Annotated in this window: 20 protein-coding genes; 12 read left to right on the forward strand and 8 right to left on the reverse strand. The window is 70.6% G+C overall.

Going from position 1 to position 24,601, the window contains the following annotated elements; genetic code table 11:
• Positions 1-25: 25 nt before the first annotated feature.
• On the forward strand, positions 26-1,297 hold the full coding sequence (locus BLR21_RS05785; protein WP_176929498.1) for a lipopolysaccharide biosynthesis protein: 1,272 nt from the start codon (positions 26-28) through the stop codon (positions 1,295-1,297).
• On the opposite strand, the gene BLR21_RS05790 is transcribed toward BLR21_RS05785, so the two are convergent.
• Positions 1,195-5,172, reverse strand: a complete 3,978-nt coding sequence (locus tag BLR21_RS05790) for an alpha-(1->3)-arabinofuranosyltransferase (protein ID WP_256334494.1) — start codon at positions 5,170-5,172, stop codon at positions 1,195-1,197. The two genes, BLR21_RS05785 and BLR21_RS05790, sit on opposite strands and share 103 nt — an antisense overlap.
• 137 nt (positions 5,173-5,309) lie before the next feature.
• Here BLR21_RS05790 and BLR21_RS05795 point away from each other — a divergent pair, with 137 nt between their 5' ends.
• Positions 5,310-6,020: a class I SAM-dependent methyltransferase gene (locus BLR21_RS05795; RefSeq protein WP_090005051.1), complete on the forward strand. Its 711-nt coding sequence runs from the start codon at positions 5,310-5,312 to the stop codon at positions 6,018-6,020.
• A 4-nt stretch (positions 6,021-6,024) separates the two neighbouring features.
• Here BLR21_RS05795 and BLR21_RS05800 read toward each other — a convergent pair whose 3' ends face one another.
• Positions 6,025-7,572: a substrate-binding and VWA domain-containing protein gene (locus tag BLR21_RS05800; protein ID WP_090005053.1), complete on the reverse strand. Its 1,548-nt coding sequence runs from the start codon at positions 7,570-7,572 to the stop codon at positions 6,025-6,027.
• Positions 7,573-7,703: 131 nt separating this feature from the next.
• Here BLR21_RS05800 and BLR21_RS05805 point away from each other — a divergent pair, with 131 nt between their 5' ends.
• Positions 7,704-9,716: an ATP-dependent Clp protease ATP-binding subunit gene (locus BLR21_RS05805; RefSeq protein ID WP_090004665.1), complete on the forward strand. Its 2,013-nt coding sequence runs from the start codon at positions 7,704-7,706 to the stop codon at positions 9,714-9,716.
• Between the two features lie 256 nt (positions 9,717-9,972).
• Entirely contained in the window at positions 9,973-10,833 is an 861-nt protein-coding gene (locus BLR21_RS05810; protein ID WP_090004666.1) for a hypothetical protein, read from the forward strand.
• A gap of 22 nt (positions 10,834-10,855) precedes the next feature.
• Here BLR21_RS05810 and BLR21_RS42305 read toward each other — a convergent pair whose 3' ends face one another.
• Positions 10,856-11,005 (reverse strand): hypothetical protein, encoded by a 150-nt coding sequence (locus BLR21_RS42305; RefSeq protein ID WP_176929499.1) that lies wholly within the window; start codon positions 11,003-11,005, stop codon positions 10,856-10,858.
• A 188-nt stretch (positions 11,006-11,193) separates the two neighbouring features.
• Positions 11,194-12,036 (reverse strand): hypothetical protein, encoded by an 843-nt coding sequence (locus tag BLR21_RS05815; protein ID WP_030475047.1) that lies wholly within the window; start codon positions 12,034-12,036, stop codon positions 11,194-11,196.
• Between the two features lie 357 nt (positions 12,037-12,393).
• Here BLR21_RS05815 and BLR21_RS05820 point away from each other — a divergent pair, with 357 nt between their 5' ends.
• From BLR21_RS05820 to BLR21_RS05850, 7 genes are all read left to right on the forward strand, one after another.
• Positions 12,394-12,966 carry a hypothetical protein gene (locus BLR21_RS05820; protein WP_090004667.1) on the forward strand — a complete coding sequence of 191 codons (573 nt, stop codon included), beginning with the start codon at positions 12,394-12,396 and terminating at the stop codon, positions 12,964-12,966.
• A gap of 10 nt (positions 12,967-12,976) precedes the next feature.
• Positions 12,977-14,623 carry a serine/threonine-protein kinase gene (locus BLR21_RS05825; protein ID WP_090004668.1) on the forward strand — a complete coding sequence of 549 codons (1,647 nt, stop codon included), beginning with the start codon at positions 12,977-12,979 and terminating at the stop codon, positions 14,621-14,623.
• 14 nt (positions 14,624-14,637) lie between these two features.
• The gene (locus BLR21_RS05830) at positions 14,638-15,000 is read left to right on the forward strand and encodes a DUF5955 family protein (RefSeq protein ID WP_090004669.1); all 363 of its coding nucleotides are present in this window, start codon (positions 14,638-14,640) and stop codon (positions 14,998-15,000) included.
• Positions 15,001-15,091: 91 nt separating this feature from the next.
• Positions 15,092-15,532 (forward strand): nuclear transport factor 2 family protein, encoded by a 441-nt coding sequence (locus tag BLR21_RS05835; protein ID WP_090004670.1) that lies wholly within the window; start codon positions 15,092-15,094, stop codon positions 15,530-15,532.
• 13 nt (positions 15,533-15,545) lie between these two features.
• Positions 15,546-16,169: a TetR/AcrR family transcriptional regulator gene (locus BLR21_RS05840; RefSeq protein ID WP_090004671.1), complete on the forward strand. Its 624-nt coding sequence runs from the start codon at positions 15,546-15,548 to the stop codon at positions 16,167-16,169.
• A 71-nt stretch (positions 16,170-16,240) separates the two neighbouring features.
• Complete coding sequence (locus BLR21_RS05845; protein ID WP_090004672.1) at positions 16,241-16,846, forward strand: TetR/AcrR family transcriptional regulator; 606 nt, start codon at positions 16,241-16,243, stop codon at positions 16,844-16,846.
• Between the two features lie 20 nt (positions 16,847-16,866).
• Positions 16,867-18,813, forward strand: coding sequence for an ABC transporter ATP-binding protein (locus tag BLR21_RS05850; protein ID WP_090005054.1), 1,947 nt, complete (start codon positions 16,867-16,869; stop codon positions 18,811-18,813).
• A gap of 15 nt (positions 18,814-18,828) precedes the next feature.
• Here BLR21_RS05850 and BLR21_RS05855 read toward each other — a convergent pair whose 3' ends face one another.
• Positions 18,829-19,992, reverse strand: a complete 1,164-nt coding sequence (locus tag BLR21_RS05855) for an LLM class flavin-dependent oxidoreductase (RefSeq protein ID WP_090005056.1) — start codon at positions 19,990-19,992, stop codon at positions 18,829-18,831.
• Positions 19,993-20,053: 61 nt separating this feature from the next.
• Positions 20,054-22,378, reverse strand: a complete 2,325-nt coding sequence (locus tag BLR21_RS05860) for a LuxR C-terminal-related transcriptional regulator (RefSeq protein WP_143027620.1) — start codon at positions 22,376-22,378, stop codon at positions 20,054-20,056.
• Positions 22,379-22,611: 233 nt separating this feature from the next.
• Here BLR21_RS05860 and BLR21_RS05865 point away from each other — a divergent pair, with 233 nt between their 5' ends.
• Entirely contained in the window at positions 22,612-23,385 is a 774-nt protein-coding gene (locus tag BLR21_RS05865; protein WP_143027621.1) for an IniB N-terminal domain-containing protein, read from the forward strand.
• Positions 23,386-23,440: 55 nt separating this feature from the next.
• Here the strand turns inward: BLR21_RS05865 and BLR21_RS05870 are convergent, their stop codons facing one another.
• Entirely contained in the window at positions 23,441-23,710 is a 270-nt protein-coding gene (locus BLR21_RS05870) for a hypothetical protein (protein WP_143027622.1), read from the reverse strand.
• Positions 23,711-23,871: 161 nt separating this feature from the next.
• A complete protein-coding gene (locus BLR21_RS05875; protein WP_090004676.1) occupies positions 23,872-24,522 on the reverse strand; it encodes a fasciclin domain-containing protein in 651 nt (216 codons plus the stop codon).
• Positions 24,523-24,601 lie beyond the last annotated feature (79 nt).

The raw sequence follows: 24,601 nt of genomic DNA on the forward strand, positions 1-24,601 counted from the left end.
CCGCGGCAGACCGGAAGGATCCCGCGTGTCCGCTCCGGCGACGACCACCACCCGCCTGGACGCCCTGCTGATCACGGGCGCGCTGCTGGGCGCCAACGCCGCGAGCTACGTGCTGACCATCGCGGCCGCACGTGCTCTCGCACCCGCGATCTTCGGCGAGCTCAGCGCGCTGCTCGCGCTCGTGGTCATCGGTGTGGTGCCGGCGATGAGCCTGCAGACCGTCGCCGCCCTGCGGGTGACGAACCTCGGCCCGCGCCCCCTGTTCGGACTGGGCCTGAGCGTGAGCGCGGGCATGACCGTGCTGACGCTGGCCCTCGTGCCGTTGCTCGCCCACCTGCTGCATCTCGACGGTCCGTGGCCGGTCGTGTGGCTGGCCCTGTCCCTGGCCCCGCTCACGGTTCTCGGTGTCCTGCACGGTCTCCTGCAGGGAACGCACCGGTTCCGCGCGCTGGCTTTGCTGGTGTCGCTCGAAGGGCTCGGCAAGGTCGGCGGCGGGGTGATCGGGCTGTGGCTGTCCCCCTCGTCGACCTCGGTGCTGGCGGGTACGGCCATCGGTTCGTTCCTGGTCGTGCTGACCGGGTGGCGCCTGTGCGGCAGTCCTGCACCGGCACGGCCCGCCGGTGGGGCCGAGGTGATGCACGCGTCCCAGGCCATGCTGGCGCTGGTGCTGCTGGTGAACCTCGACCTCGTGCTCGCCCGGCACCAGCTCGCCGGCCAGGCGGGCGGCTACGCCGTGGGAGCCGTCGTCACGAAGATCGCGTACTGGCTGCCGCAGGCGGTGGGCGTGCTCGTGCTGCCCCGCCTGGCCGACGCGGACGACCGCCGCCGCATGCTGCCCAAGGCACTGGCGGTGTGCGCGGGCCTCGACGTGTTCGTGATCGCGGGCTGCGCGCTGTTCGGGCCGCTGGGCGTGTCGCTGATCGGTGGCGCGAACTACCGCGGCGACGCGATTCCGTTGTGGCAGTTCGCTCTCATGGGTTCCTGCCTGGCGCTGGTGCAGCTGCTGCTGTTCTCCCGGATCGCGAGCGGCGACCGGCGCTCGACCGTCGCGGTGTGGATCGCGGTCGCCGCGGAGATCGCGCTGATCACCCTGTGGCTCAACGGCTCCGTCGGTCAGGTCGTGACCGGTGCGCTGCTCGCGACGGCGGGACTGGTGGTCGCCGGCACCCTCATCGAGGCCCTGTACAGGCCTGATCACGGCGCGGCGGGGTCCCGGCGCTGTCCGAACGCGCCGAACGCGGCCGCGACCAGCGCCGAGACCGCCACCAGGAACGCGGCCTGGACCAGCGGCACGTAGGCCCATTCCTGGCCGTGGCCGAGGATCCGGCCGAGCACCGCGACACCCGATCCCAGCGCGACCCCGCTCACCGCGATCACCTTCGGCGCCGCCGCCCAGAACTCCCGCGCCAGCAGGCACGCGATCACCGCCACGATCGGCAGCATGCCGCCGAGCACGGCCAGCAGCACGAGCATCGCGACCACCAGCCACCGGCTCCGCGACGGCGCCACGAACGTCACGCGCCGCCGCACGGGGATCGCGGCGAGCAGGAGCACCGCCAGCACTCCCAGCGCGCCCGCCAGCAGGCCCGTCCGGTACCGCGCGTCCGGGCCGAACTCCAGCGCGACCACGCCGCCGTCGCCCTCAGGCAGGACGTACGCCTGCTGCCAGCCGTCGACCCGGACCTTCTCCAGCACCTGCCCGTTCAGGGTCGCCGTCCAGCCGTCGTTGACGTTCTCGGACACCACGAGCAGTGCCCGGGCGCCCGGCGCGACGGTGACCTCCCGTTCGGTGGCGTCCCAGCTGCCGATGGTGACTTCCCGGTGCGCCGCAACGGGTTTCGGCAGTTCGACGTGGGTCACCGAGACGTCCTGCACCACGAACGAGTCGGACCGCGACGTGGTGAGCACGTGGTCACCGGCGGGCAGCTCCAGGGCGGTCGCCAGGTCGTCGTCGCACAGCACCGCCCGCAACGGGCGGTTGGCCATGACGTCGCCGAGCACACCGGACACCGAGCTGTTGATCTTCTTGCCGTCGACGTCGATGACCGGGCCCTTGCCGCACGGCACGGTGAACGGGGTCGTCGCGGGCACCGGCTTCAGCACGCCGTCGAGCGCGGGCACCCGGAGCTCACCGATCTCGGCGGGCCCCACACCGCCCGACTCGCGCACGACGAGTTCGAGCTTCTCGGTGTCCGCCGGTCTGATCGTGACGAGGCCGTCCGCGCCGACGCGCACGACCTCGGTGCCCGCGTCGGTGCGCACCTCCAGCTCGACGGGTGTCCTGGCTCCTCGCACGCCCTCGATGCCGAACTCCGAAAGGGTGCGTTTTCCCTTCCACGCCAACGTCAGCGTCGGCCGCAGGTCCGTCACGTCCGGCACCCAGGACGTGCCCGGATCACCGTCCACAGCGGACAGCGGACCCGCCGCGACGTCGCCCGCGAGCGAGGTCGAGCCCGTGATCGTCAGGCCCTCCGGCGTCACCGGGTTCTTCGCGCCGGCGGAGGGCACGACGGTGGCGTTCACCGCGAACTTCCCGTCGGCCGAGGTGCGGAACAGCCGCGTGAGTCCGTTGACCTCCTCGCCGAACCGGGACAGCGACGAGTCGCACCGCACCACGCCTTCGGTCCGGTAGCAGGCCGGACGCGACTGGCTGCCGCGGGTGAACGAGAAACCCGGCCTGGCCGCGTCCTGGTCGCGCGGCACGCGCAGCGCTCTCTGCGCCGTCACGCCCGGCACACTCAGTTCCTTGATGCCGACGTTGCCGTCCTGCCTGTCGGCGGCGACCCCGAGGACCGTGACGCGCACGCTGCCGGTGAGACCGGGCTGGACGGGGTAGGCGTGCCGGCCGCCGCCGGACGGGACGTCGTGCTCGCTCTCCCCCGCGTCGGTGGTGAGCCTGATCCGCGTGACCGCCCAGCCCACCCGCAGGTCGTCGACCAGGTCGAGCGTCACCTCACCGACCGAGCGCGGGGTGTCGAGATCGATCTCCAGCCACTGCCCGACGGGCCCGGTGAAGCTCGACGAGTGCCACGCGGAACCGCCGTCGCCGTCCACCGCCGCGAACGGCGAGTTCGCCGGGTCGATCGCCCCTGCCGCGTCGGCGTACGCGGTCGACGTGGACGCCCGCACGGCCCGGATGCCGCGGTACTCGGCGACGGTCTGGTGCCTGGCGTCCTGGAACGGAGACACGTCCAGCGCCACGCGTCCCTGTCTGGACGCCTCGTCCGCGGACATCGTCTGGCTGAGGTTGTCGGACACCCTGCCGACGTTGCGTTCCTTGCGCCTGAGGCCGTCGGTGACGAGCAGTGGCCCGGTCCGTCCTTCGGCGTCGCCCGCGAGGACGACGGGCTGGTCCGCCTGGACGAGTCCCTGGGACAGCAACGGCAGCAACGACTCCGGTCCACCGCTCACCGTCGGGACGTCCGCCTCGGCGACAGCGGTGACGATCCGGACCGGCCGCTTCACCTCGAAGATCTCCAGCGCGTTGCCGGCGGCGGCGGCGTCGACCGAACTGACGAGCCGCTGGTCGCTCATCCGCACCTCGGGCCCGAACTGGGCCACGCGCTCGATGCCGGGTGATCCCTGGAGCGCCTGCCGCAGCACGGTGAGCGGCGGTGCACCCGTCTGTTCACGCGCGATGTCGTTGCGCAGCAACAGGAACCGGTATCCGCCTCGTGCGAGGAAGTCCGCCAGCCCGGCCGAGCCGCGCCCGTCCGCGAGCGCGTCGTAGACGGCGTCCATGTACCGGGTGTTGCCCTCGGACCCGAGCGGTACCTGGTTGCGCACCGCCCACGGGGCCTCCGCGAGCGACTGCATCGGCTCGTCCACGGTCCTGCCCCAGGTGTACTGGCCGAAACCGGTGGCGGGCAACAACAACGTCCTCGCTCTGCCGTCCTGTTCCGCGAGCCATCCCGCCGCCTCGCGCCAGTGGCCCGGCACGTCGGACCACCCCTGGCCGGGCCGCAGGGTCAGCAGCCACGCGGGTGCCGCGACGACCGCGATCAGCACCAGGGCCACACCGGTGCGGGCCCGCCGCCGCCAGTGCTCGGGAGCGGCCCGCAGCCCGGCCGGCCGGGACAGGTGCAGGCCGTGGATGAACCCGAGAACCAGGCACAACCGCAGCACCGGCTCGAACTTGTGCACGTTGCGCAGCGGTGCGAGCGGCCCGTCCAGGAGTCCGCGTACCACCTCGGCGAGCGGTGAGTCGAGCGACCCGACGTACCCGACGGTCAGCAGCGTCAGCCCGACCAGCGTGCCCAGCACCAGGAAACGACGTTCCGGCAGTCCGAGCCGGGCCAGTCCGACGACGCCGACCAGCGCCACCAGCGCGGTGCCGGCCATCAGCACCGGGTTGTCGACCAGGAGGAAACCGTTGGGCCACCACGGTTCTCCTTGCAGCACGTACGCGACCCACTGGTTCGTCCCGCGCAGCACCTGGAACAACGACATGGGCGCGGTGGTGTTCGCCGCCGACTCGATGTAGTCGAGGAACGGCAGGCTGTACCGCCCGAGCAGGAGCAGCGGGAAGATCCACCACAGCGCGACCGCGATGACACAGCCGCACCACCACAGCACCAGCTTCACGTGCGCGCGGTTCCACGTGCGCGTCAACAGCCAGATCCCCGGGAGGACCAGCGCCATCACGACCATCGCGCCGTTGACGCCGCCCATCCCCAGCACCGCGAGCGCCGACAGGGCCGCGGCCCGGCGTGGTGACCCGATCCGATCCGCCAGCACCAGGGGCAGCAGCACCCACGGCAACATGACGGCGGGCAGCATCTCCGATGACAGCGGCCCGATCTCGGTCAGCACCCGAGGGGCCAGCGCGTAGGCCAGCGCACCGGCGTACCTCGTCGGCTCGTGGCCGATGCCGAGCGCGCGGGCCAGCCGCAGCACCCCGTAGAACGCGAGGCAGAGCAGCAGCGCGCACCAGAGCCGTTGGGTGACCCACGCGGGTATGCCCAGGAGCTGACCGGCCGCGAAGAACGGCCCCATCGGGAAGAAGTAGCCGTACGCCTGGTTCTGCAACTCACCGGCCGTGGCGGCGGGATTCCACAGGTGCAGTGCTCTGGCCAGGAACCCGGCCGGGTTGACGGTCAGGTCGAGCTTGGTGTCGAACGTGGCCGTGCCGAAGCGTTGCGCGAACGACAGCACCGTGAGTGCGATGAGCACCCACGTCGTCGGGTTCCGGTGTGCGATCTTCAGGCTGCTGATGGCGCAGGAAGTTACCACCGGGTAGTGCTCGCGGGCGACTGTCGCTATCTTGGGCCACCACGACGGTTCTGGGGCCGGTGCTCAGGCAGGTGGCGATGACTTCTCCGACGACGTTCGAGCAGGCGTGGGAACTGGGCGACCAGGTCCCCGGATGGTTGACAGTTGACCAGGCCACCATGTTGTGGAAAGCCGCCCTGCGGCTCGGCCCCGGCGCGCGGATCGTGGAGATCGGCAGCCACCAGGGACGATCCACCACCGTACTGGGGATCGCGGCGCGCTCCGTCGGGGCCACGGTGGTCGCCGTCGACCCGTTCGTCGAGGGCAGGCTGTTCGGTGGCACCCCCACCCGCGCCCGGTTCGAGAAGAACGTCGCCCGCGCGGGCCTGACCGACGTCGTACAGCTCGAAGCGTCGTACAGCACGAAGTTGCGCCAGGAGTGGGACGAACGCATCGACCTGCTGTACATCGACGGCAAACACGACTACTGGACCTACACCGACGACATGCTGTGGTCGGAGAACCTTGTTCCCCATGGCGAGATCCTGGTCCACGACGCGTTCTCGTCCATCGGGGTCACCTGCGGCATCCTCGCGAAGGTGCTGTGCGGCAACCGATACGTGTACGTGGACCGGGCGGGCTCCCTCGCGCGCTTCCGTTTGACGCAGCCGGGCTGGGCTGATCGCAGGAGGGTTCTGGCCGAGATGCCCTGGTTCCTGCGCAACGTGTGGATCAAGGTTCTGCTCCGCCTGCGGCTGCGGCCGGTCGCGCGGCTGTTCGGACACGACGGCCCGTACGACCCGTACTGAGCGCTTACTGAGGACGGCAGGCGGGCGGCTGGCAGAGCATCGTGCTCAGCGCCTGCGCGAAGATGTCGCTGATGCCGGCGGGATCGACGGTGGTGAAAGCCCGGCCGCCGGTCGCGTCGGCGATCCTCTTCAGTTCGTCGACGTCGACGTCCGGGCCCATGCCGATCGCGATGACGGGCAACGGCCTGCGCTTGTCCTGCAGCTTGGCCAGTTCGTCCAGCAGCTCCCGCTGGCCGATCGAGTCGGGGTCCTCGTTGCGGCCGTCGGTCATGATGGCGACGATGTTGATGCGGCCGAGCTCCCAGTTCTTCCTCGCCTCCCGGTAGGCGGCCAGGGTGGTGTCGTAGAGGCCCGTGGCCCCGTTCGCGGTCGCTCTGGTCGCCCGGACCGCGGCGACGGCCCGGCCGCTCGCGAGGTGCTCCTTGACGGACGCGAAGGGGATGATCTCCCGGTAGTCCCTGTCGCCGTCCAGCCTGGTGGAGAACTTCCACAGGCCGAGCCGCGTGCCGGGTTTGAACATGCCCAGGCCGCGTTCGGCCGCGCCGACGGCCAGCGCCATCCGCGTGGTTCCCGTTCTGGGCACGACCTGGTTCATCGAGCCCGACACGTCCAGGACGCCCAGCACCCGCGCGGTCAGCGTGAGTCCGCTCCAGAGGCGCAGCGTCTCGTCCACGAAACCCTGGTCCAGGCCGGCTGCCTGGTCGTCGGGCGCGCGCAGGCCGAACCTGCCGTGGTCGGTCCCGGACCGCAGGCGCGTCAGGAACTTCTCCGCCCCCGCCCGCTGCGCCTCGTTCGCATCGGGCAGCACGACGTACGGGAAGTCCAGCGGTGGCAACGGGTCCTCCGAGGCGACCGCCGTCAGCCGGGTCGCGCCGGGCGTGGAGTTGTGCCGCTCGAGGGCCTGTTCGGACGTGGGGAACACGTCCAGCGGCCGGGTGAACAGGTCCTCGGCCCGCTCGGCGTAGTCATCGGACACGGGCCTGATGGCGGCGACCGTCGCCGCCGCGGGATCCTTCTCCGCCGACGCGAACCCGCGCAGCGCCAGCAACGCCGACAGGCTGGCCGGGTCTCTGGCCGGATCGGCGATGCCGGCGACCGCGGTGGCACCGGGTCCGATCAGCTCCCGCCAGTTCCTGCCCTGCACGGACTCCCTGACGGCGAGCACGATCGGCGACAGCGCCACGGAGATGCCCGACTCGGGCACCCGCCACGCACCGGAGTCCCGCGCCTGCCGCAACCACGTCGTCGACTCGGGTACCCAGACCGAGGGCGACACCTCCCCGGCGACCAGCCCGGTCATCGTCTCGCGCGCCGGCTCCGCCGTGACCTCGACGCGGTAGCAGTCGTCGGCCGCGCTCAGCTCGTCCGCGACCTCGCTCAGGGCCGGCGCGACCGCGGGGGCCGCGGTGACGAGAACCGTCGCCGGATCCGTGCAGCGGGTCGCGTTGAGCCGGTCGAGGACGACGTCACCGCCGATCCAGGCGACGACCGACAACACGAGCAGTACCGAAAGCCCGACGACAGGCGCCGTCACCCGCCGTGATCGCACCATGGCGGACACCTTAGACAACCAGTCCGGGCACCACCAGAACTCACCGGTTCCGATTCCTGCCCTGTGTTCATGGCCCAGGAGGCGGAGGATCGGAGAAGCAAGCCCCTTCGATCGAGCGGAGATGGCGGCCGATGGCAGACGACTGGATGTTCGGCTTCGGGTCCCGCTCGTTCGAGGACCTCGTCGGGAAGCTGCTGGGCGGGTTGGTGGAGCCGCAGTCCGCGACGCGGCGCACCGACCGCTACGGACGTGACCTCACCGCCGCGGCGCGGGACGGCCTGCTCGACCCGGTGGTCGGCCGGGACGACGTGATCGACGAGGTGCTCGAGGTGTTGTCGCGGCGCACCAAGAACAACCCCGTCCTGATCGGGGATCCCGGCGTGGGCAAGACCGCCGTCGTCGAAGGCATCGCGGCACGGATCGCGAGCGGCGACGTGCCCGCGACGCTGAGCGGCAGGCGGCTGATCTCGCTGGACCTGGCGGGGATGGTCGCCGGAGCGAAGTACCGGGGCGAGTTCGAGGAACGGCTTGAAGGGGTCATCGGCGAGGTCGCCGCCGCCGACCGGATGGTGGTCCTGTTCATCGACGAGCTGCACGTCGTGGTGGGCGCGGGCAGTGCGGAAGGCGCGCCGATGGACGCCGCGACCATGCTCAAACCCGTGCTCACGACCGGACGGGTGCAGGTCATCGGGGCCACCACGGCCGAGGACTACCGGCGGTACATCGCGAGGGACGCCGCGCTGGAGCGGCGGTTCCAGCCGATCATGGTCGCCGAACCGTCGGCCGGCGAGGCGATCGCGATCCTGCGCGGGCTGCGCGGCCGTTACGAGATGCACCACGGCGTGCGGATCACCGACGAGGCGATCGTGTCCGCCGTGGAACTGTCGGCCCGCTACGTCACCGACCGGTTCCTGCCGGACAAGGCCGTGGACCTGGTGGACCGTGCCTGCGCGCGGGTCCGGTTGCGGGAGAAGTCCGCGCTGCCGCCGGATCCGGTGCGGCTCGAGCAGCGGGTGCGGCGGCTGGAGCGGGAGAAGGACGCCGCACCGGGCGAGGAGGACGCGGTGTTCCTGGCCGGCGAGCTCGACCGGGCGGTCGCCGAACTGGAAGCCGCGCGCGCCGCGCTGGCCGACGCGCCCCAGGTCTCGGCGAACGACGTCGCCGAGGTCGTGTCCCGCAGCACGGGCATCCCGGTCGCGCAGCTCACCGAGGCGGAACGGCACCGGCTGCTGCACCTGGAGGACCACCTGCACCAGCGGATCGTCGGGCAGGACGAGGCGGTGGAGGCGGTCGCCGACGCGGTCCGCCAGGGTCGCGCGGGCCTCAAGCACCCGCACCGGCCGGTCGGCTCCTTCCTGTTCCTCGGCCCGACCGGCGTGGGCAAGACCGAGGTCGCCCGGGCGCTGGCCGAAGCGCTGTTCGGCTCGGAGGACCGGCTGATCCGGTTCGACATGAGCGAGTTCTCGCAACAGCACGCGATCGCCCGGCTGATCGGCGTGCCACCGGGATACGCGGGCTACGAGGAGGCCGGCCAGCTCACCGGCGCGGTCCGGCGCGCCCCGTACTCGGTCCTGCTGCTGGACGAGATCGAGAAGGCGCACAGCGACGTCTTCAACACCCTGCTGCAGGTGCTCGACGCGGGCAGGCTCACCGACGCGGGGGGACGTACCGCCGACTTCGCCAACACCGTGATCATCATGACCAGCAACATCGGCGCCGGCCAGCTCCTCGCCGCGGCCACCTCGGGCATTCCGGTCGAGCAGCTGAGGGAACCGCTGATGGCGGCGGTGCGCCGCAGCTTCCGCCCGGAGTTCCTCAACCGCCTCGACGAGATCATCCTGTTCCGCGGGCTGGACGCCGGCCAGCTGCGGCAGATCACCTCGCTGCTGCTCGAACGCACCCGCGAGCGGCTGCGCGAACAGAACATCACGCTGGAGGTGGACGAACAGGCCGTCGACTGGCTCGCCGCCCGCGGCTACGTGCCCGAGTACGGCGCACGGCCGTTGCGCCGGACCATCAGCAGGGAACTGGACCGGCGGTTGTCCCGTGCACTGCTCGCGGGCGACCTGCGCGGCGGCCAGCACGCCGTCGTGACGGTCACCGGCTCGGAGCTGACCCTGACCGTCGGCGACACCCCGGACTGACCCGCTCTCAGGGGTTCCAGTCCACGAGAACCTGATCCCCGCCGTCCGGAAAGGACGAAGGATCCAGCTCGCGTTCCCCGACAGCCGCGCCTTCCGCGCTGGTGGGACGGGCGGGGTCCCGGTCCGGTCGGCGCCGACCGCCGGATCCGGGCTCCGCTGAGGTGGCGCGGTGAGCGCGATCACACACCGCACCCCGTGACCTTGAGACCGGACCCGTGCTCGAAATCGCGGCGGAACCGAATGTCACAATGGACGAATGGCCCTGGGATACGCACTCGCTGTGCTGGCGACCCTGGCGTCAGGCAGTGGCTCGGTCCTAGCGTCCACGGGTGTCCGGCGTGCGGGTGCGTACGGCGGCACGTCGCTGGATCTCATCGCACTGCGGCGTCAGTGGCTCTACTTCCTCGGCCTCGGCGTGGACCTGCTGGGGTTCGCGTTCGCGGCCGCGGCACTGCACCGGCTGCCGCTGTTCCTCGTCCAGTCGATGCTCGCGTTCAGCGTCGGCGTGACGGCCACGATCTCCGTCTTCCTGGGCTCCCGCCTCGGCACACCGGGATGGGGCGCGCTGGGGGTCGGCGCGGCCGGCCTGATCCTGCTGGGCGTGTCCGCCGACCCTGGCCCGGCACAGACCCTGCCACCGCAGTGGCGCTGGGTCCTCGTGTTCATGGCGGTGCCGGTGGCGGCGATCGCGCTGTACGCCAGGCACCACCACCACGTCTGGGCGACGGTGGCGCTGGCCTTCGGCGCCGGTGTCTCCTACAGCATCGTGGGCATCTCGGCGCGGACACTCGACTTCCCGGACGCGGTGTGGCGGCTCGTCCTGGAACCGGCGGCCTGGGCCATCGCCCTCAACGGTCTCGCCGCGGCGGTGTTGTTCGCGATGGCGCTGCAGAAGGGCGGTCCGACCACGGTGACCGCGATCATGTTCACCACCAACACGGCGCTGTCGTCGGCCGTCGGACTGATCTACCTCGACGATCGCGTCCGCGCCGGGTACACGACCGCGGCCGCCGCCGGATTCGTCCTGGCGATCACCGGAGCGATCGCGGTCGCCCATTACACCGCCGACACCCGGCAGCAGGGCCGATCGACGACACCGGCCGGCATGCTGTCGTGAGCCGTCTGCCCCGGGCTGGGACTCAGGCCGTCCCGGCGGTGTTCTGCGGCGTGTCGGCCGGTTCACGGAACAGGCCGGTGTAGGACCGCTGGTCCTCGGCGGGCGACGAACCGGGTGTCGTGTCCGGGAGGTCGACGTCCGGGTGGCTGAAGAGCCCGTCTTCTGGCTGCATGATTTCCGACTTTCTTCGCGTCGTGTGCGTGCTCACGGCAAGCAGTGCTGGAGCTGTCGCACGGCGCCTGGGGTCCGGGGCAACTGACGAATCCAGTCCCGGTCTCCCCGAGGGTACACCTCGTACCCCGGCGCGCGTCGCGGATCACCCGCTGTCCCGCCGGGAAAGTCCCTTGTGGACTTCCGGCGTCAGAGGCGCCGGCGCAGCGCTTCCGCGACGCCGTGCCCGTCCCCGGGATCGAGCGCGGCGAGGATGAGCGCCTGCACCGACGCCACGAAGAGATCCCGGTTCTCCCTCGTGTCGTCGCCGGCACCGGCGACCTGCTGGGCGAAACCCGACGTCTGCGCGGACACCATCAGGCTGAGCCTCCGCGCTGTGATGCCGGGGCGGAACCGCACGTCCAGCAGCCGCAGGCCCTCCTCGTACACCGGCACCCAGCGCGTCGAGTACGCCTCCAGCATCTCGCGGTAGGCATTCGTGGCAACGGACTGCCATTTGGCGTCGATCGTCAGCGAGAGCTGGAACAGCCAGTACCTGGCGAGCCTGCTGCGCATCCGCAGGTCGTGGGTGGCGATCTTCGCGATGAGGTCGGTCAGGTCCAGCTCGCCCGCACGCACCCTGGGCAGTTCGGCGAGTGCGCGGCGCGGACCGTAGTCGAGGAAGTTGCTCCAGCGCGGTGCGGTGCACGTGTACTTGACGAGGCACATGAAGAAGTTCGCCATGCCACCGGACCCTGGCCACCGATCGCGGAACGCGCCCTCGCCGACACGGACGACGTCGGGCGGCTCAGCGGCGATTCCGCCGGCGCGGCGTACCACGATCTTCCGCGTCAGCCGTGCGCCCGCCAGTTCGTCGCGGCTGCGCGAGTTGCGGCCGGACAGCTGGTCGTCGATCTCCTTGAGCCCGCCCTCGAGCAACATCATCGTCTTGACGTAGGCCGACCGGCGCGGGTTGCGGGGATCGGCGAGGCTGGGGCGGGAGATGTACTCCCCGAACACTTCCGGCCAGTCGACTTCGTCGTTGAAGCGCACAGGACCTCCTGGTGACCACCTCATCTCAGCACGGGGCCCTGCCACGGGCAACGTCCCGGGGTGCTCCTGAACAGGAGGATGACGCGCGCGACCTCACGGCCCATCGTGAGACCACGAGGAACGGGCGAAAGGAACCTCGATGGAGATCACGGTGGAAACCTCGTTGCTGTCGGTTCGGGTGATCGAGATGCTGCTGGTCGTACTGGCGGCCGCGCTGTACGGCGGGCGGCGGCGCCCTCCCCCTCCACGGTAAGGGGCAGGACGCGCTCGCAGATCCCCTTTCCGCCACCGGCTTTCCTCGCTCATAGGCCGATCGGCCGTCGCCACGCGACTGGTAAGGGATCTAGGTTTGCGGGTGTGACCGGACAGGGGGAACCTCACCCACACCGCTGGTTCTCGCCCGGCGTCGCCGTGCTGGCCGGCTTCGTCCTGCTCGTCGGCAACCCGTGGGTGAACACGGAACTCGCCGTCGCGCTGTCCAGTTCCGGTTCGGCGGCTCGCGTCGTCGACGTGGTGTTGTCCTATCCGAGCTGGCACGTGGACGTCGATCGCGCCGGCCCGTTCCTGTTCTGGTTCGCGAACCTGCGGACGGTGTTGTTCGTGCTGCTGGCCGTCGCGGGCCTGTCCAGGGTGTCGCGCTGGGTCAGTGAGACCGCGGGCCTGTTCGTCGCCACCGTGGGACTGACGGCCCTCAGCGCGGTGGTCGCCGGGCTGGCTTCCGGGGTGGTGATGGTGGCTCTGCTCGATCCGGGGGCGTCTCTTCCCTACCTCATCCCCGGCCAGTTCGAGGATTTCTTCCTGAGCCGGCTCAGCTCGTCGGCGATGTTCGGCGTCCTGTTCGGCTCGGTGCTCGGTGCCGTCGTGGCCTTGCAGCGCCGCGGACCGGTGAACCGTGAACGCCGTGCCGAAGCACCGAAGTCGTTGTGGTGAAGGAGAATCGATGAGCCGGCCGACCGCGTTCTCCCCCGACGACACGACTCGTTACCTGTGTGTCGCGGCCAGGACCGACGAGGGCTTCGCCGAGCGGATGACCAAGGCTCTGGTGACCGAGGACCTGCACGCGGTGGCGCCCTCGGTCGGGTTCTCGCTGCGCCCGGTGCTGCTGCACGCGCTGGCCGGAATCCGGCAACGCCGGGTGCGGGACTGGTGTCTGCTCGGGGCGACGGCACTCGCGCTCGTGCTCTCTCCACTGTGGACGGTTCTGGCGTTGCTGATGGTCCTGCCCGTCGCCGGTGGCCTCGCCCGGCGCGCCGGGGAGTCCCGCAGGCTGCGCGACGCCGTGTTCGCGCTCATCTCGCTGGCCGTCCTGGTGTTCGTGAGCGTGTCCATCGTGTCCGCGCTCGGCACCGCCCCGGCACCGACGCGGAGCCGTCCGCGACCGGAGCCTCCGGTCGACGACTGGCTGGTCGGCCTGCCCTGGCTCGCGGTGCTGACCGGCCTGGTGATGTACGCGCTGGTGGTGTGGAGCGAGTGGCAGACCCGCCGGACGCTGCTGAGCGAACTCACCCGCGCCGCGTTCCGCCCGGAGGACGCGCCTGCTCTGCCGGCCGGGCAGGCCTGGTTGTCGGACCGGCTCGAGGCGATCGACGAGGCCGAACGCGGCAACGTGACGGTCTACGACGGTTTCGCCCCGTTCGCCGGCCACGGCCCGCTCGTGTCGACGTGGTCGTTCGCCCTGCCGTCGCTACGACCCGATTCCGATGCCGGCACCGAGAACGTGGTGCCGCTCGACGCGGTCGAACTGGTCGCCCACGTGCGGGACCGGCTGGCGGGCATCGGTGTGGAGCCCGACGAACTGCCCGGACTGCTGCTCACCGAGCGGGCCTTCGTCAGCGGCAACGCGCTCACCATGCACCCGGCTCTCCTGCCCGAGCGCGACCAGGCGCCACAGCAACAACTGCCGGGCGAGGACCTGGCCCGGCTCGCCGCGCGCCCCCACGGCTCGGCGAGGCACTACCTGTGCGCGCAGGTCCCGTCGTGGGGCAGCGAGGTGGTCGCGAGCACGTTCCTGCACTTCTCCACCGACGGGCGGCTCCTCTACCTGCAGTGCGACCGGACCGTGCTGGGCCCGCTGTGGCAGCAGTACCACGACGTGGACCGGATCAGCCCGGTGCTCACCGCGGGCGCGATCGGACGCATGCTGACCAGGGCGGCGAGCGGGTTGGCCAGCGCGGTGCCGCGCGCTCCTCTCCGCGTGGTGCGCGACGTGACCTTCCCCTGGCGCTGGCAACGACACCGCACCGTGGAACGGGCGATCGCCCTGCAGGACCTCGGCTACAGCTACGGCGCCCGCTTCAGCGTCCGGGAGGAGGCCACGGATGCCAACTACCACAACTACTTCCAGAAGACCGACGCCGCGAAGCACCTCAAGCTGATCGAACGCCACGTGCTGGCCGCGCTGCTGGACTTCCTCGACGAGCGCGGCGTGGACACCACCGAGTTCCGCAACCGCCAGATGACGATCCTCAACCAGGGCGTCATCCAGACCGGCGGCATCAGCAACGTGGGCAACCAGGCGGTCGGCAGTGAGGCCACCGCGACCGCGCACTTCGCCACCCCCGAACCCGCCACCGGGAAACCGACGTGACAGAAGGAAGTCCCATGCCGGAAAGCTCACCGAACTACGGCATCCAGCAGTCCGGCGGGGTCAGCAACGTCGGCAACCAGGCGGTCGGCCCGCACGCCCGCGCGATCAGCCACGGCCTTCGGTTCACCGCCTCACCGGCGACCGGCGAGCTGGTGACCGAGCTGAGGACGTTGCTGGAACGTCACCGCGCGGAGCTCCCCGACGCGGTCGGCGAGGCCGCTGAGGAACTGCGGGACGAACTGGATTCGGCCGAGCCCGATCGAGGTGTGGTCGCGCGGGCCCTCGAACGGATCACCATCATGGTCCGGCCCGTCGCACCGCTGGTCGAGACCGTCGGTGAGTTGACCAAGGCGGTCGACTCGGCGTTCGGCCGGTGACTTCGGACCCGAGCGGCTGACCAGCCAGTTGCCGTTTTGCGACAACCTGTCGTAATGTTCACGACAGGTTGTCGCAAAACCTGGAGGGCTCATGACCACGCTCGACGATCGCGCCGAACTCATCGAACTGCTCAGCCACTACGCCGACATCGCGGACCTGAAGGAGTTCACGACCCTGCCCGGCCGGGTCTTCACCGACGCGCTCACGCTGGACTTCGGGTCCGTGACGGGCATGCCGGAGATGACGATCCCGCTGACCCACTACGTCGAGGTCCTCCGCGCGAGCTTCGCGCCGTTCAAGGCGACCCACCACGCCATCACCGGTCACGTCGTCGAGATCGACGGCGACACCGCGAAGATCCACGCTCACGTCCGCGCGGAACACTGGCTGCCGGACGCCGACCGCTGGCTGGTCGTCGGCTTCTACGACAACGAGGCGGTCCGCACGCCGGACGGCTGGCGCCTCACCCGGGTCAAGCTGACCGCGATCCACCAGGAGAACCAGCCCGACCTCGCCACCGCCGCGAACTGAGGAGAACCGCACGATGCCGCGGATCCGAGCCGCCACCATCGAGGAACACCACGAGATGGTGTGGGCCGACCTCACCGAGGCGATGCGGCGGCTGCTGCTCGAACGCGACTACGACTCGATCACCATGGGCCACATCGCGACCGAGGCCGGTCTCGCACGCAACACCCTCTACAACTACGCCGCCGACAAGAAGACGCTGGTGCTGGAACTCGCCCGCCGGGCGAGCCGTCCGCTGGCCGAGCGGGTGGCCGCGATCGCGCGGTCGCCGGAGCCGGCGGCGGCGAGGGTGCGGGAGATCGTCGAGGTGATCCTGACCGGGTCGACGAACCACGCGATGCGGCTGATGTTCCTCCCGAACTCCAGCTCGCTGGTCACCGACCTGCCGGACGGACAGGACAACCCGTTCACCTCGCTCGTCGCCGAGGTGGAGAAGGTCGTGCGGGACGGCGTCGCCGGGGACGAGTTCCGCGGTGTCGACGACGTGCGGCTCACCGTCGAACTGCTGTCCGGTGCCATGCGCGCGGGATGCGAGCGCATCAGCCGGGATCCGGCCGCTCTCCCCGCCACCGTCCGCGCGGCGCGGCGGATCACGCTCGCGACGCTCACCTCGGGGAACACGGACGCCGAACTCATTTGACGGAGTGAGCACTCACTCCGCACCACGGGCGCATGACACCGGCATCCGAAGCCCGGCGAAGAGCGCCGAGCATGAGCGCCGAGGACCGGCGCGCCATGATCGTGCACGCGGTGCTGCCGCTCCTGATGGAGCACGGCGCGAATGTGACGAGCAGCCAGATCGCCCGCGCGGCCGGCATCGGCGAGGGCACCATCTTCCGCGCGTTCAAGGACAAGGACGAGCTGTTCGACGCCTGCACGGCCGAGGCGCTCAGGCCCGACCACGTGCTCGACGCGATCGCCGAGATCCCCGTCGACCAGCCCCTGGAGAACCGGCTCGTCGAAGCGGCCGAAGCGCTCGGCGCGCACCTCGAGCGGATGGGCGCGCTGATGAGCGCGTTGCACGCGTCCAGCCAAATCAAGCACCGCGACATCAAGCGGCGCGACCCCGAACAGCGGCTCAAGGGTCAGAGCGGCACCTGGAAGGGCGGGCGCCGCGAGTCGATGGCCGCCATCCGAGGGGCGATGGTCGAGCTGTTCACCCCTGAAAAGGACCGGTTGCGGCTGCCTCCCGAGCAGCTCGCCGCCCTCTTCCTGACCCTGCTGTTCGGCGGCCGCCGGCTGGCGACGGACGTCGACGCGCCCACCACGCGCCAGGTGGTCGACTTCTTCCTGCATGGCGCCGTGGAGGCTGGATGATCCCGGGCGTCGGTGGCGGCATGGAGTTCGCGCTGGGCCGGCGCGGCCGGCGGCGGCGCGCCACGACGGTGCCGGACAGCGGGCTCACCGGACCGGTCGACATTCCCGAACCGAAGCAGGAGGACGAACCGAAGGACCTGCGCTCCCGGCTGCAGCGCACGAGGACGTCCGTGGTGGGCACGGTCCGCGGTCTGCCGAAGGTCGCGAGGCTGACGTGGCAGGCCAGCCCGGTCCTGACCGTCCTGCTGGTGCTGATCACGATCCTGTCGGGGCTCCTGCCGACCGCGACCGCGTACATCGCGAAGCTGCTGCTGGACTCCGTCGTCGCGGCGATCCAGCACACCGGCACCACGGGTGACATCGCGAAGGTCGCGTTGCTCCAGTTCGGCGTGCTCGCCGCGGCCGCGATCAGCAGCGCGCTGACGTCGATCGCGCAGTCGCTGCTGCAGGAACGCATGACGCTGACCATCCGCCACCGGGTGATGGCGCACGCCAGCGACCTGCACCTCGCGTACTTCGAGGGCTCGACGTCCTACGACATGCTGCGTCAGGCCGCGCAGGAAGCGCCGACGCGGCCGCTGTCGATGATGAACTCCGCGCTGGGGCTCCTGCGGACGCTGATCACGTTCGGCAGCATGGTCGCGCTGCTCGTCTCGATCAGCCCCCTGCTGGCCCTGGTCGCGCTGGTGGCGCCGATCCCGGCGTTCATCTCGCAGTCGAAGTACGGCTCGCGCGCGTTCTGGCTGACCTTCGTGATGTCGCCGATCAAGCGGCGGATGGACTATCTGTCCTCTTTGGTCACGACGGACACCTACGCCAAGGAGACGAAGCTGTTCGGGCTCGGCCCGTACTTCGTCGACCGGTTCCGCCGGCTCGGCGGCGTCTCCTACGAACGCCAGCGGAAGCTGACGATCAACCGCAACGTCAGCTCGACGTCCTGGGGGTTGCTGAGCACGCTCGCGGGTTCGGCGATCACGTTGTACATCGCACTGGAAGCGGTCGGCGGCCGGCTCACGCTGGGAGACCTGGCGCTGTACACGGCCGCGGCGGCGTCCGTGCAGACGTCGGTGTCCGGGTTGTTCACGGCGTTCTCGGGAATGTACGAGAACAACCTCTACCTCGACACGCTGTACCGGTTCCTGGACACGAAGCCGGAGATCACGGCACCCGCGTCGCCACGACCGATGCCGTCCACAGTGGAGGGTCACATCGAGTTCGACTCGGTGACCTTCAGCTACCCCGGCGCCGACGAGCCCGCGCTGGACGAGGTCAGCTTCGAGATCCGTCCCGGCGAGACGGTGGCGGTGGTGGGCCGCAACGGCGCGGGCAGGTCGACGTTGTTCAAGCTGCTCTGCCGGCTCTACGACCCGACCGGCGGCGCCGTCCTGCTCGACGGCGTCGACATCCGCGAGTACGACCCCGTCGAGCTGCGCACGCGGATCAGCGCGATGTTCCAGGACTATGTGACGTACCAGGGCACGGCCGCGGAGAACATCGGCCTCGGCGACCTGACGCGACTCGAGGACCGGCCGCACATCGAGGGCTCGGCCCGCCGCGCCGGCGCGGACGAGCGGATCGAGCGCCTCCCGCGCGGTTACGACAGCCCGCTCGGCCGCTGGTTCGACCAGGGTGTCAGCCTGTCCGGCGGCGAGTGGCAGAAGATCGCGCTGGCCAGGGCGTTCCAGCGGGAGGCGCCGATCCTGGTGCTCGACGAGCCGACCTCCGCGCTCGACGCGCGGGCCGAGCACGACCTGTTCTCGCGACTGCGGGAGCTGTCGGAGGGCCGGACGACGCTGTACATCTCGCACCGGTTCTCGACCGTGCGGCAGGCGGAGCGGATCCTGTTGCTGGAGCACGGAAAGGTCGCCGAGTACGGGACGCACGAGGAGCTGATGGCGGCCAGGGCCGGGTATGCCGAGCTGTTCACGTTGCAGGCCAGGGCGTACCTGGACGAGGTGCCCGGCTGAGCTCCCCCGGCCGGGTCAGGACCGGTCGAACTCCGGGATCAGCTCCCCGATCAGCCTGATGCTCGTCATCACCTCGTCCGCCCCGATCGGCCCGATCTGCTGCAGGCACATCAACCGGTCGATCCCGAGGTCCGCGTAGGCGCGCAGCTTCTTGCGGCACGTGTCCGGGCTGCCGACGATCAGCGACTGCTGCGCCGACAGCACCTCGAACACCTCGTCCTCGGGCACGTCCTCGCCCTGGATGATCCGGCCGATCACGAGCTGCGCCTCGGTGGGGGCGGCGTCCACCTCGGCGCGCAGGAACTCGCCGGTGAGGCCGCTGCCACCGGCCGCGAGGATGTCCTGGTGGCGTTGCATGGTCGCGGCGAACTCGGCGGCGGCGTTGAAGAAGCGCAACGCCGTCACCGTGTACCAGGCCGCGGCGGCCGCTGCCCCGTTGCGCATGGCCTGTTCGTCGGTTTCGGCGCAGTGCACGAAGGTGAAGTAGGCGACCTGGTTGTTGACGAAGGAGCCGACCGGCGAGGTGCACTGCGCGGCGGCCGCGCGGTAGAGGTCGATCATGCGGGCGACCCGGTCGATGGACTCCCAGATCGTGGTGCCGAGCACGCCGACGCCACGGCGGCCGGCCTCCTCGAAGGACGTCGGGGAGGCGGCGGCCTGCCACAGCGGCGGGTGCGGGGTCTGCAGCGGCTTGGGGATGATCGAGACGTCGGAGACGTCGTAGTGCTCGCCGCTGTGGGAGAAGCGGTCGGTGGTCCACATCTTCGGCACCATCTCGAACGCCTCGGCCGTCTGGGCGCGTGCGTCGGCGGGCTCGATGCCGAAGAGGTTCCACTCGGGGATGGTGGAGCGGGTGAGACCGAGCTCGACGCGGCCGCCGCTGAGGTGGTCGAGGGTGGCGGCGCGTTCGGCGACGCGGATCGGGTGGTTGAACCGGCCGGGTGCGAGCACGGCGGCGTGGCCGAGGCGGATGCGGGAGGTCTGCTGGGACAGGGCGGCGAGCATCAGCTCGGGCGCGGACGACAGGCTGAACTCGCCCGCGCCGTGGTGCTCGACCTGCCACCAGCAGCCGTAGCCGAGCTCGTCGGCGAGGCGGGCCTGGTCGAGGGCCTGGCGGAAGCGGAACTGCTCGGGAGCAGGGCCGGGGTTCTGGATCTCGTTGAACAGATCGATCTTCATCTGCACACACCCTCACCTCGCGCGGACACCAAGGCTGATGTCTCCGTGAGCGACCGGGTCGTTACGCAGGCGGTAGGGACTTCTCGAACGGAGCAGTCATCAGGTCGACGTCCTCCAGCGCCCGTTCGAGCTCCCGGCGGTTCTTCGCTCCGAGCTTGTTGCGGATGCGGGTGACGTGGTGTTCGACGGTCTTGGCCGAGATGAACAGCGCGTCGCCGACCTCGCGGTAGGTGAGCCCGTCCCGCACCAGCGCGGCCACCTCCTGCTCGCGGTCGCTCAGGACCTCGGCACCGGTGCCGCCCTGCCCGCTGGTCGAGCCGTGGAACTGGCGGGCGATGTCGAGCAGCTGGGTCATCGCCTTGCGGTCGGTGGTGTGCATGGCGGCGTGCCCGGCAAGCCTTGCCGCGTCCACGCGCATGCCGTGGGCGTACAGTTCCTGCGCGGCCGACTCGACCCGCCCGTGGTCCACGTCGCCGCGGCCGGCCAGGCTCCAGCACTGCGCGGCGGCGGCCAGAGCACGGGCGAACGGCAGCGCGTCCGCCGCTTCTTCCAACGCTGCCAGGTGTTCGTCCGCCGCGGTGTGGTCGCCGATGAGCAGTGCGGCGTGGAAGGTGTGCCAGCGCGGCAGGACTGACCACAGTGGAGGGTTGCCGAGGTCGTCGAGCAGCGCCCAGGCCTCGTCCAGGTGCGTCTCGATGCGGTGGAACTGGCCGATCCTGGCCGCGGCGACGGCGATCTCGGTCAACGGGATCAGGGTGTAGAGATCGACGGGATGCACGACGAGGGCCTGCTGGGCCGGTTCCCATGCCGACCGCAGGGCGTGCAGATCACCGGCACGGCGGGTGGTCCCGAGGCCCAGCGCCGCCGCGAACAAGGCCTCCCGCGGCTCCCTGGGCGCATCCGGGCGCACCAGCCGCCGGGCTGCTTCGACGTCGCCGCCGAAGAGTTCCGCGCAGGCGAGCAGCAACTGGTGCCTGTCCGCGTGCAGTCCCCTGCCGCCATCGCCCCGCACGGCCTTGCCGAGCAACGACCTCGCCACGGTCAGCTCGCCCGCGTGGAGGCAGATCAGCGCGGCGAGCGCGGTGGGGCTGTCCGGCTGCACGGAGGTGCGGGAGCCGGCCTGGTTGACCCCGGCCGTGGCCACGGCGGCGGCGACGGCGGCCATCGGCGTCCCGGTGACCGTCTCGAGGAGCACGTCGGCCAGGCGGTGCCCGAGGGTGTCGGTCAGCGATCTGGCGGGCTGCGAACGCGCGCCGAGCTGGACCGTGCGGGCTTCACCGAGCCGACCGGCGCCGAGGAGGCCGGTGACGGCGAAGCCGAGCGCGAGTCCGTTGTCCGAGCGCTGGAGCAGCTCCGCCCCACGCCCGACCTGCCCGCGCAGCGTCAGCACGGTCGCGGTGACCAGCAACGCGTCCGCGTCGGCGTGTTCGAGGTCCACCACGTCCACCGCGCCGTCGAGGTCACCGCTCAGAGCGCGGGCCCGCGCCAGGTGCGCGGAAGGCCCGGTATCGGCGGCGGTGAACAACCGTGCCGCCAGGGCCGGGTCGTCGGTGATCACCTCATGGCCCGCGGAGGTGAACACGTCCACGAGGTCGGGATCCAGCACACCGAGCTCCAGCAACGACCGCGCGTAGGCCGACACCGGTCGCGCACGTTCGAACTGGGTGAGGGCGAGTTTGCGAAGCAGGGCGGCGCGTTGTTCCACCGGCGCGAGCACCTCGATCGCGTCGGCGGCGGCGGGCAGCGGCGCTCCGTCCATCTGCAGCAGGCCCGCCGATCGGAGCGCCTCGATGGACTCCGACACCGTGTGCAGGTCCAGTGCCAGCACCGTCGCGAGCAGGCCGGCGTCGAAGGGGGCGCCGAGAGCGCGGGCCAGCAGCAGATCGGCCGCGGCGACGGACAGGCCGTCGAAGTGGCGGGCGAACGCGGTACGCGGATCCGCGGAGAGCTCGTCCAGCACGAACTCGGGCGTGCCGCCGGTGCGCTCGTGCAGGCGGTCCGCGCGCTCCTCGCTCACCTCGGCGCCCAGGACGTCCGCCGCGAGGGACCGGACGTGCTCACGGGACAGGGGCCTGAGTCGCACGCGGACCACGGAGCCGGGCAGTGCGTTGACGAGGCCCGTGAGCGCGCGGTTCTCGGGCCACAGGCGGTGGGCCACGACGAGCCGGCCGCCGGCGTTGACCTCGTCGAGCAGGCGGCCGGCCTCGTCATCGCCGAGCGCGTGCCCGTCGTCGACGACGATCGCCTGGTCGAAGGTGCGCAGCAGCGTGGACTTGCCGCAACCGGCCGGTCCGGTCAGCACGACGTGGTCGGCGGTGCGCGCGCGTTCGAGCGTTCGGGTGGTCCCGCTGTCGAGCAACAAGGGCGTGTCCGACATCGAGGACATGAGCGCGTGAACCTCCTGGTGACCGACTGCTACCTCTGTCGTTCGGTGCATCACCCGTTCAGGTTTGGTCACGACACAAAGATCGGGAGAGACCCCTATTCCCCTACTCGCGGTATCGCCAACCCCCGACCAGTCCCCACCGAACAGAACCATGGACGTCACCCGATGCGGTGAACCAGGGATCCTTCGTAACGTTCCGTGGCACCAGCACAACGACGCACCTGGAGTTCGACGTGGACCTGCCGCAGACGCTGCACGACTTCACCCTCAACCTGCTCAGCGACCCCGACGCCCGGTCGGCCTTCCAGCTCGACCCGCAGGGCTCGCTCGACGCGGCCGGGCTCGGTGACGTGCAGCCGTCCGACATCCAGGAGCTGCTGCCGCTGGTGCTCGACTTCGCCCCGGCCACCGGCGTGGGCGACTTCGGGTCGACGATCTCCGGCCTGGACCTGGACCAGCAGCTCGACCTGATGAGCACGCTGCAGAACACCGCCGGCCAGCAGCTGGACGACAACACGGTCCTCGGCGCCGTCTCGGGCCTGACCGCCGCCGTGCATGGGGTCGACAACGGCTTCGACGTGCTCAGCGACCCGTCCAGCGCCCTGGACGTCGTCGGGACCACCGAGATCACCGACGTCACCAAGACCGTCACCGACCTTGAGGTGACCGACACCGTCGGGGACATCAGCAACGGCACCGACGTGCTCGGCACCACGCACGTCTCCGACGTCGTCGGCGACCTCACCAGCACCGCGCACACCGGCGACCTGGGCGTGAACGACGTGCTCAGCGGCGACGTCACCTCCGCCATCGGCAACGTGACCGGCAACGACCTGTCGCTGCACGAGGTCGGCAACGTCGGCGACGTCGTGTCCCACGTGGGCAACGTCGGTGACGTGACCGGTGTCGGCCACGTCGGCGACATCGGCAAGATCGGGGACATCTCCGGCGAGCTCGGCGACGTCAACGTCGGCGGCGTGCTGAACGACCTCGACCTGAGCCTCTGACCTGATGTTCGGCAGGCCGCCCCGACCGCGCTCCGGGGCGGCCTTTCCGCGTCCGTCAGGCCTGCGCCACGACAAGCGGATCACCGCCGCACAGGTGGACGCTGCCGAAGCCGGCGAGGTGAGCAAGGACTTCGTGAACACCACGATCGACCATCGGCTGGTGCAGCTGGGACTGCTGCGGATCAACGCGGAGCAGCGGCGCCGCGGTCGTGGAGACCCACCTGCGTGGCAGGTCGTATCGCGATGTGGCCACCGAACCGGACGTGCCCCAGGCGACGCTGCGCAGCAGAGTCCACTTCGGACTCAAGGCGCTGCGCTCGGCCATGGAGGACATGGGAGTGCAACCCGCGGCCTGAGGCAGTCCGGTCACCGGCCGGCTTCGACGCGCGGCGGCCCATCGGCTGACCTGGCCGGCAGACGTGGAAACTCCGGGAACCGCCTACACAGCGCGGTTCCCGGAGTCGCGGTACTGCTGCCCTGGAGATGTCAGGCAGGCAGCAGAACCGAGTCGATGAGGTACACGGTGGCGTTGGCGGTCTTCACGCCACCACAGATGACGTTGGCGTCGTTGACCTTGATCGCGTTGCCCGAACCGGTGACCTTCACGGTGCCGGTCTGCACGGTCTTCTGGTCACCGGCGATCTTGTCGGGCGAGATCTGGCCGGGCACGACGTGGTACGTGAGGATCTTGGTCAGCAGCGCGTCGTCGGTCTTGAGCTTCTCGATCGTCGCCGCGTCGATCTTCGCGAACGCCGAGTCGACCGGCGCGAACACCGTGAACTCGGCGCCGTTCAGCGTCGAGACCAGGTTCACCTTCGGGTTCAGCTTGCCCGACACCGCACTCACCAGCGTCGTGAGCAGCGGGTTGTTGCTCGCCGCCACGGCGACCGGGTCGGCGGCCATGCCCGACACCGAGCCGGCACCGGACGGAACCTGCTTCGCGTAGTCGGCACAGCCGGGGCCGACGAGGTCCTTGGCCGGGTCGGCCATCGCAGCCGAGGACTGGGTGGTGGTCGTGGTGGGCGCGGCGGCGGAAGTGCCGCTGCCGGCCATGTCGCCCGAGCCGCAAGCAGCTCCGAACAGGGCGAGCGAGATGGCGCCGGCGGCCAGAGCGGTGCTGCGGACGGTCTTCTTCATGACGGATTTCTCCAAGGGGTGAACGGGGAGGTTGCATCGGTGATTCGCCACCCCTCGGGGAACGGATGGGTCTGGTTAT

It is taken from the genome of Lentzea albidocapillata subsp. violacea (assembly GCF_900100275.1).
GTDB classification, from domain to species: domain Bacteria; phylum Actinomycetota; class Actinomycetes; order Mycobacteriales; family Pseudonocardiaceae; genus Lentzea; species Lentzea violacea.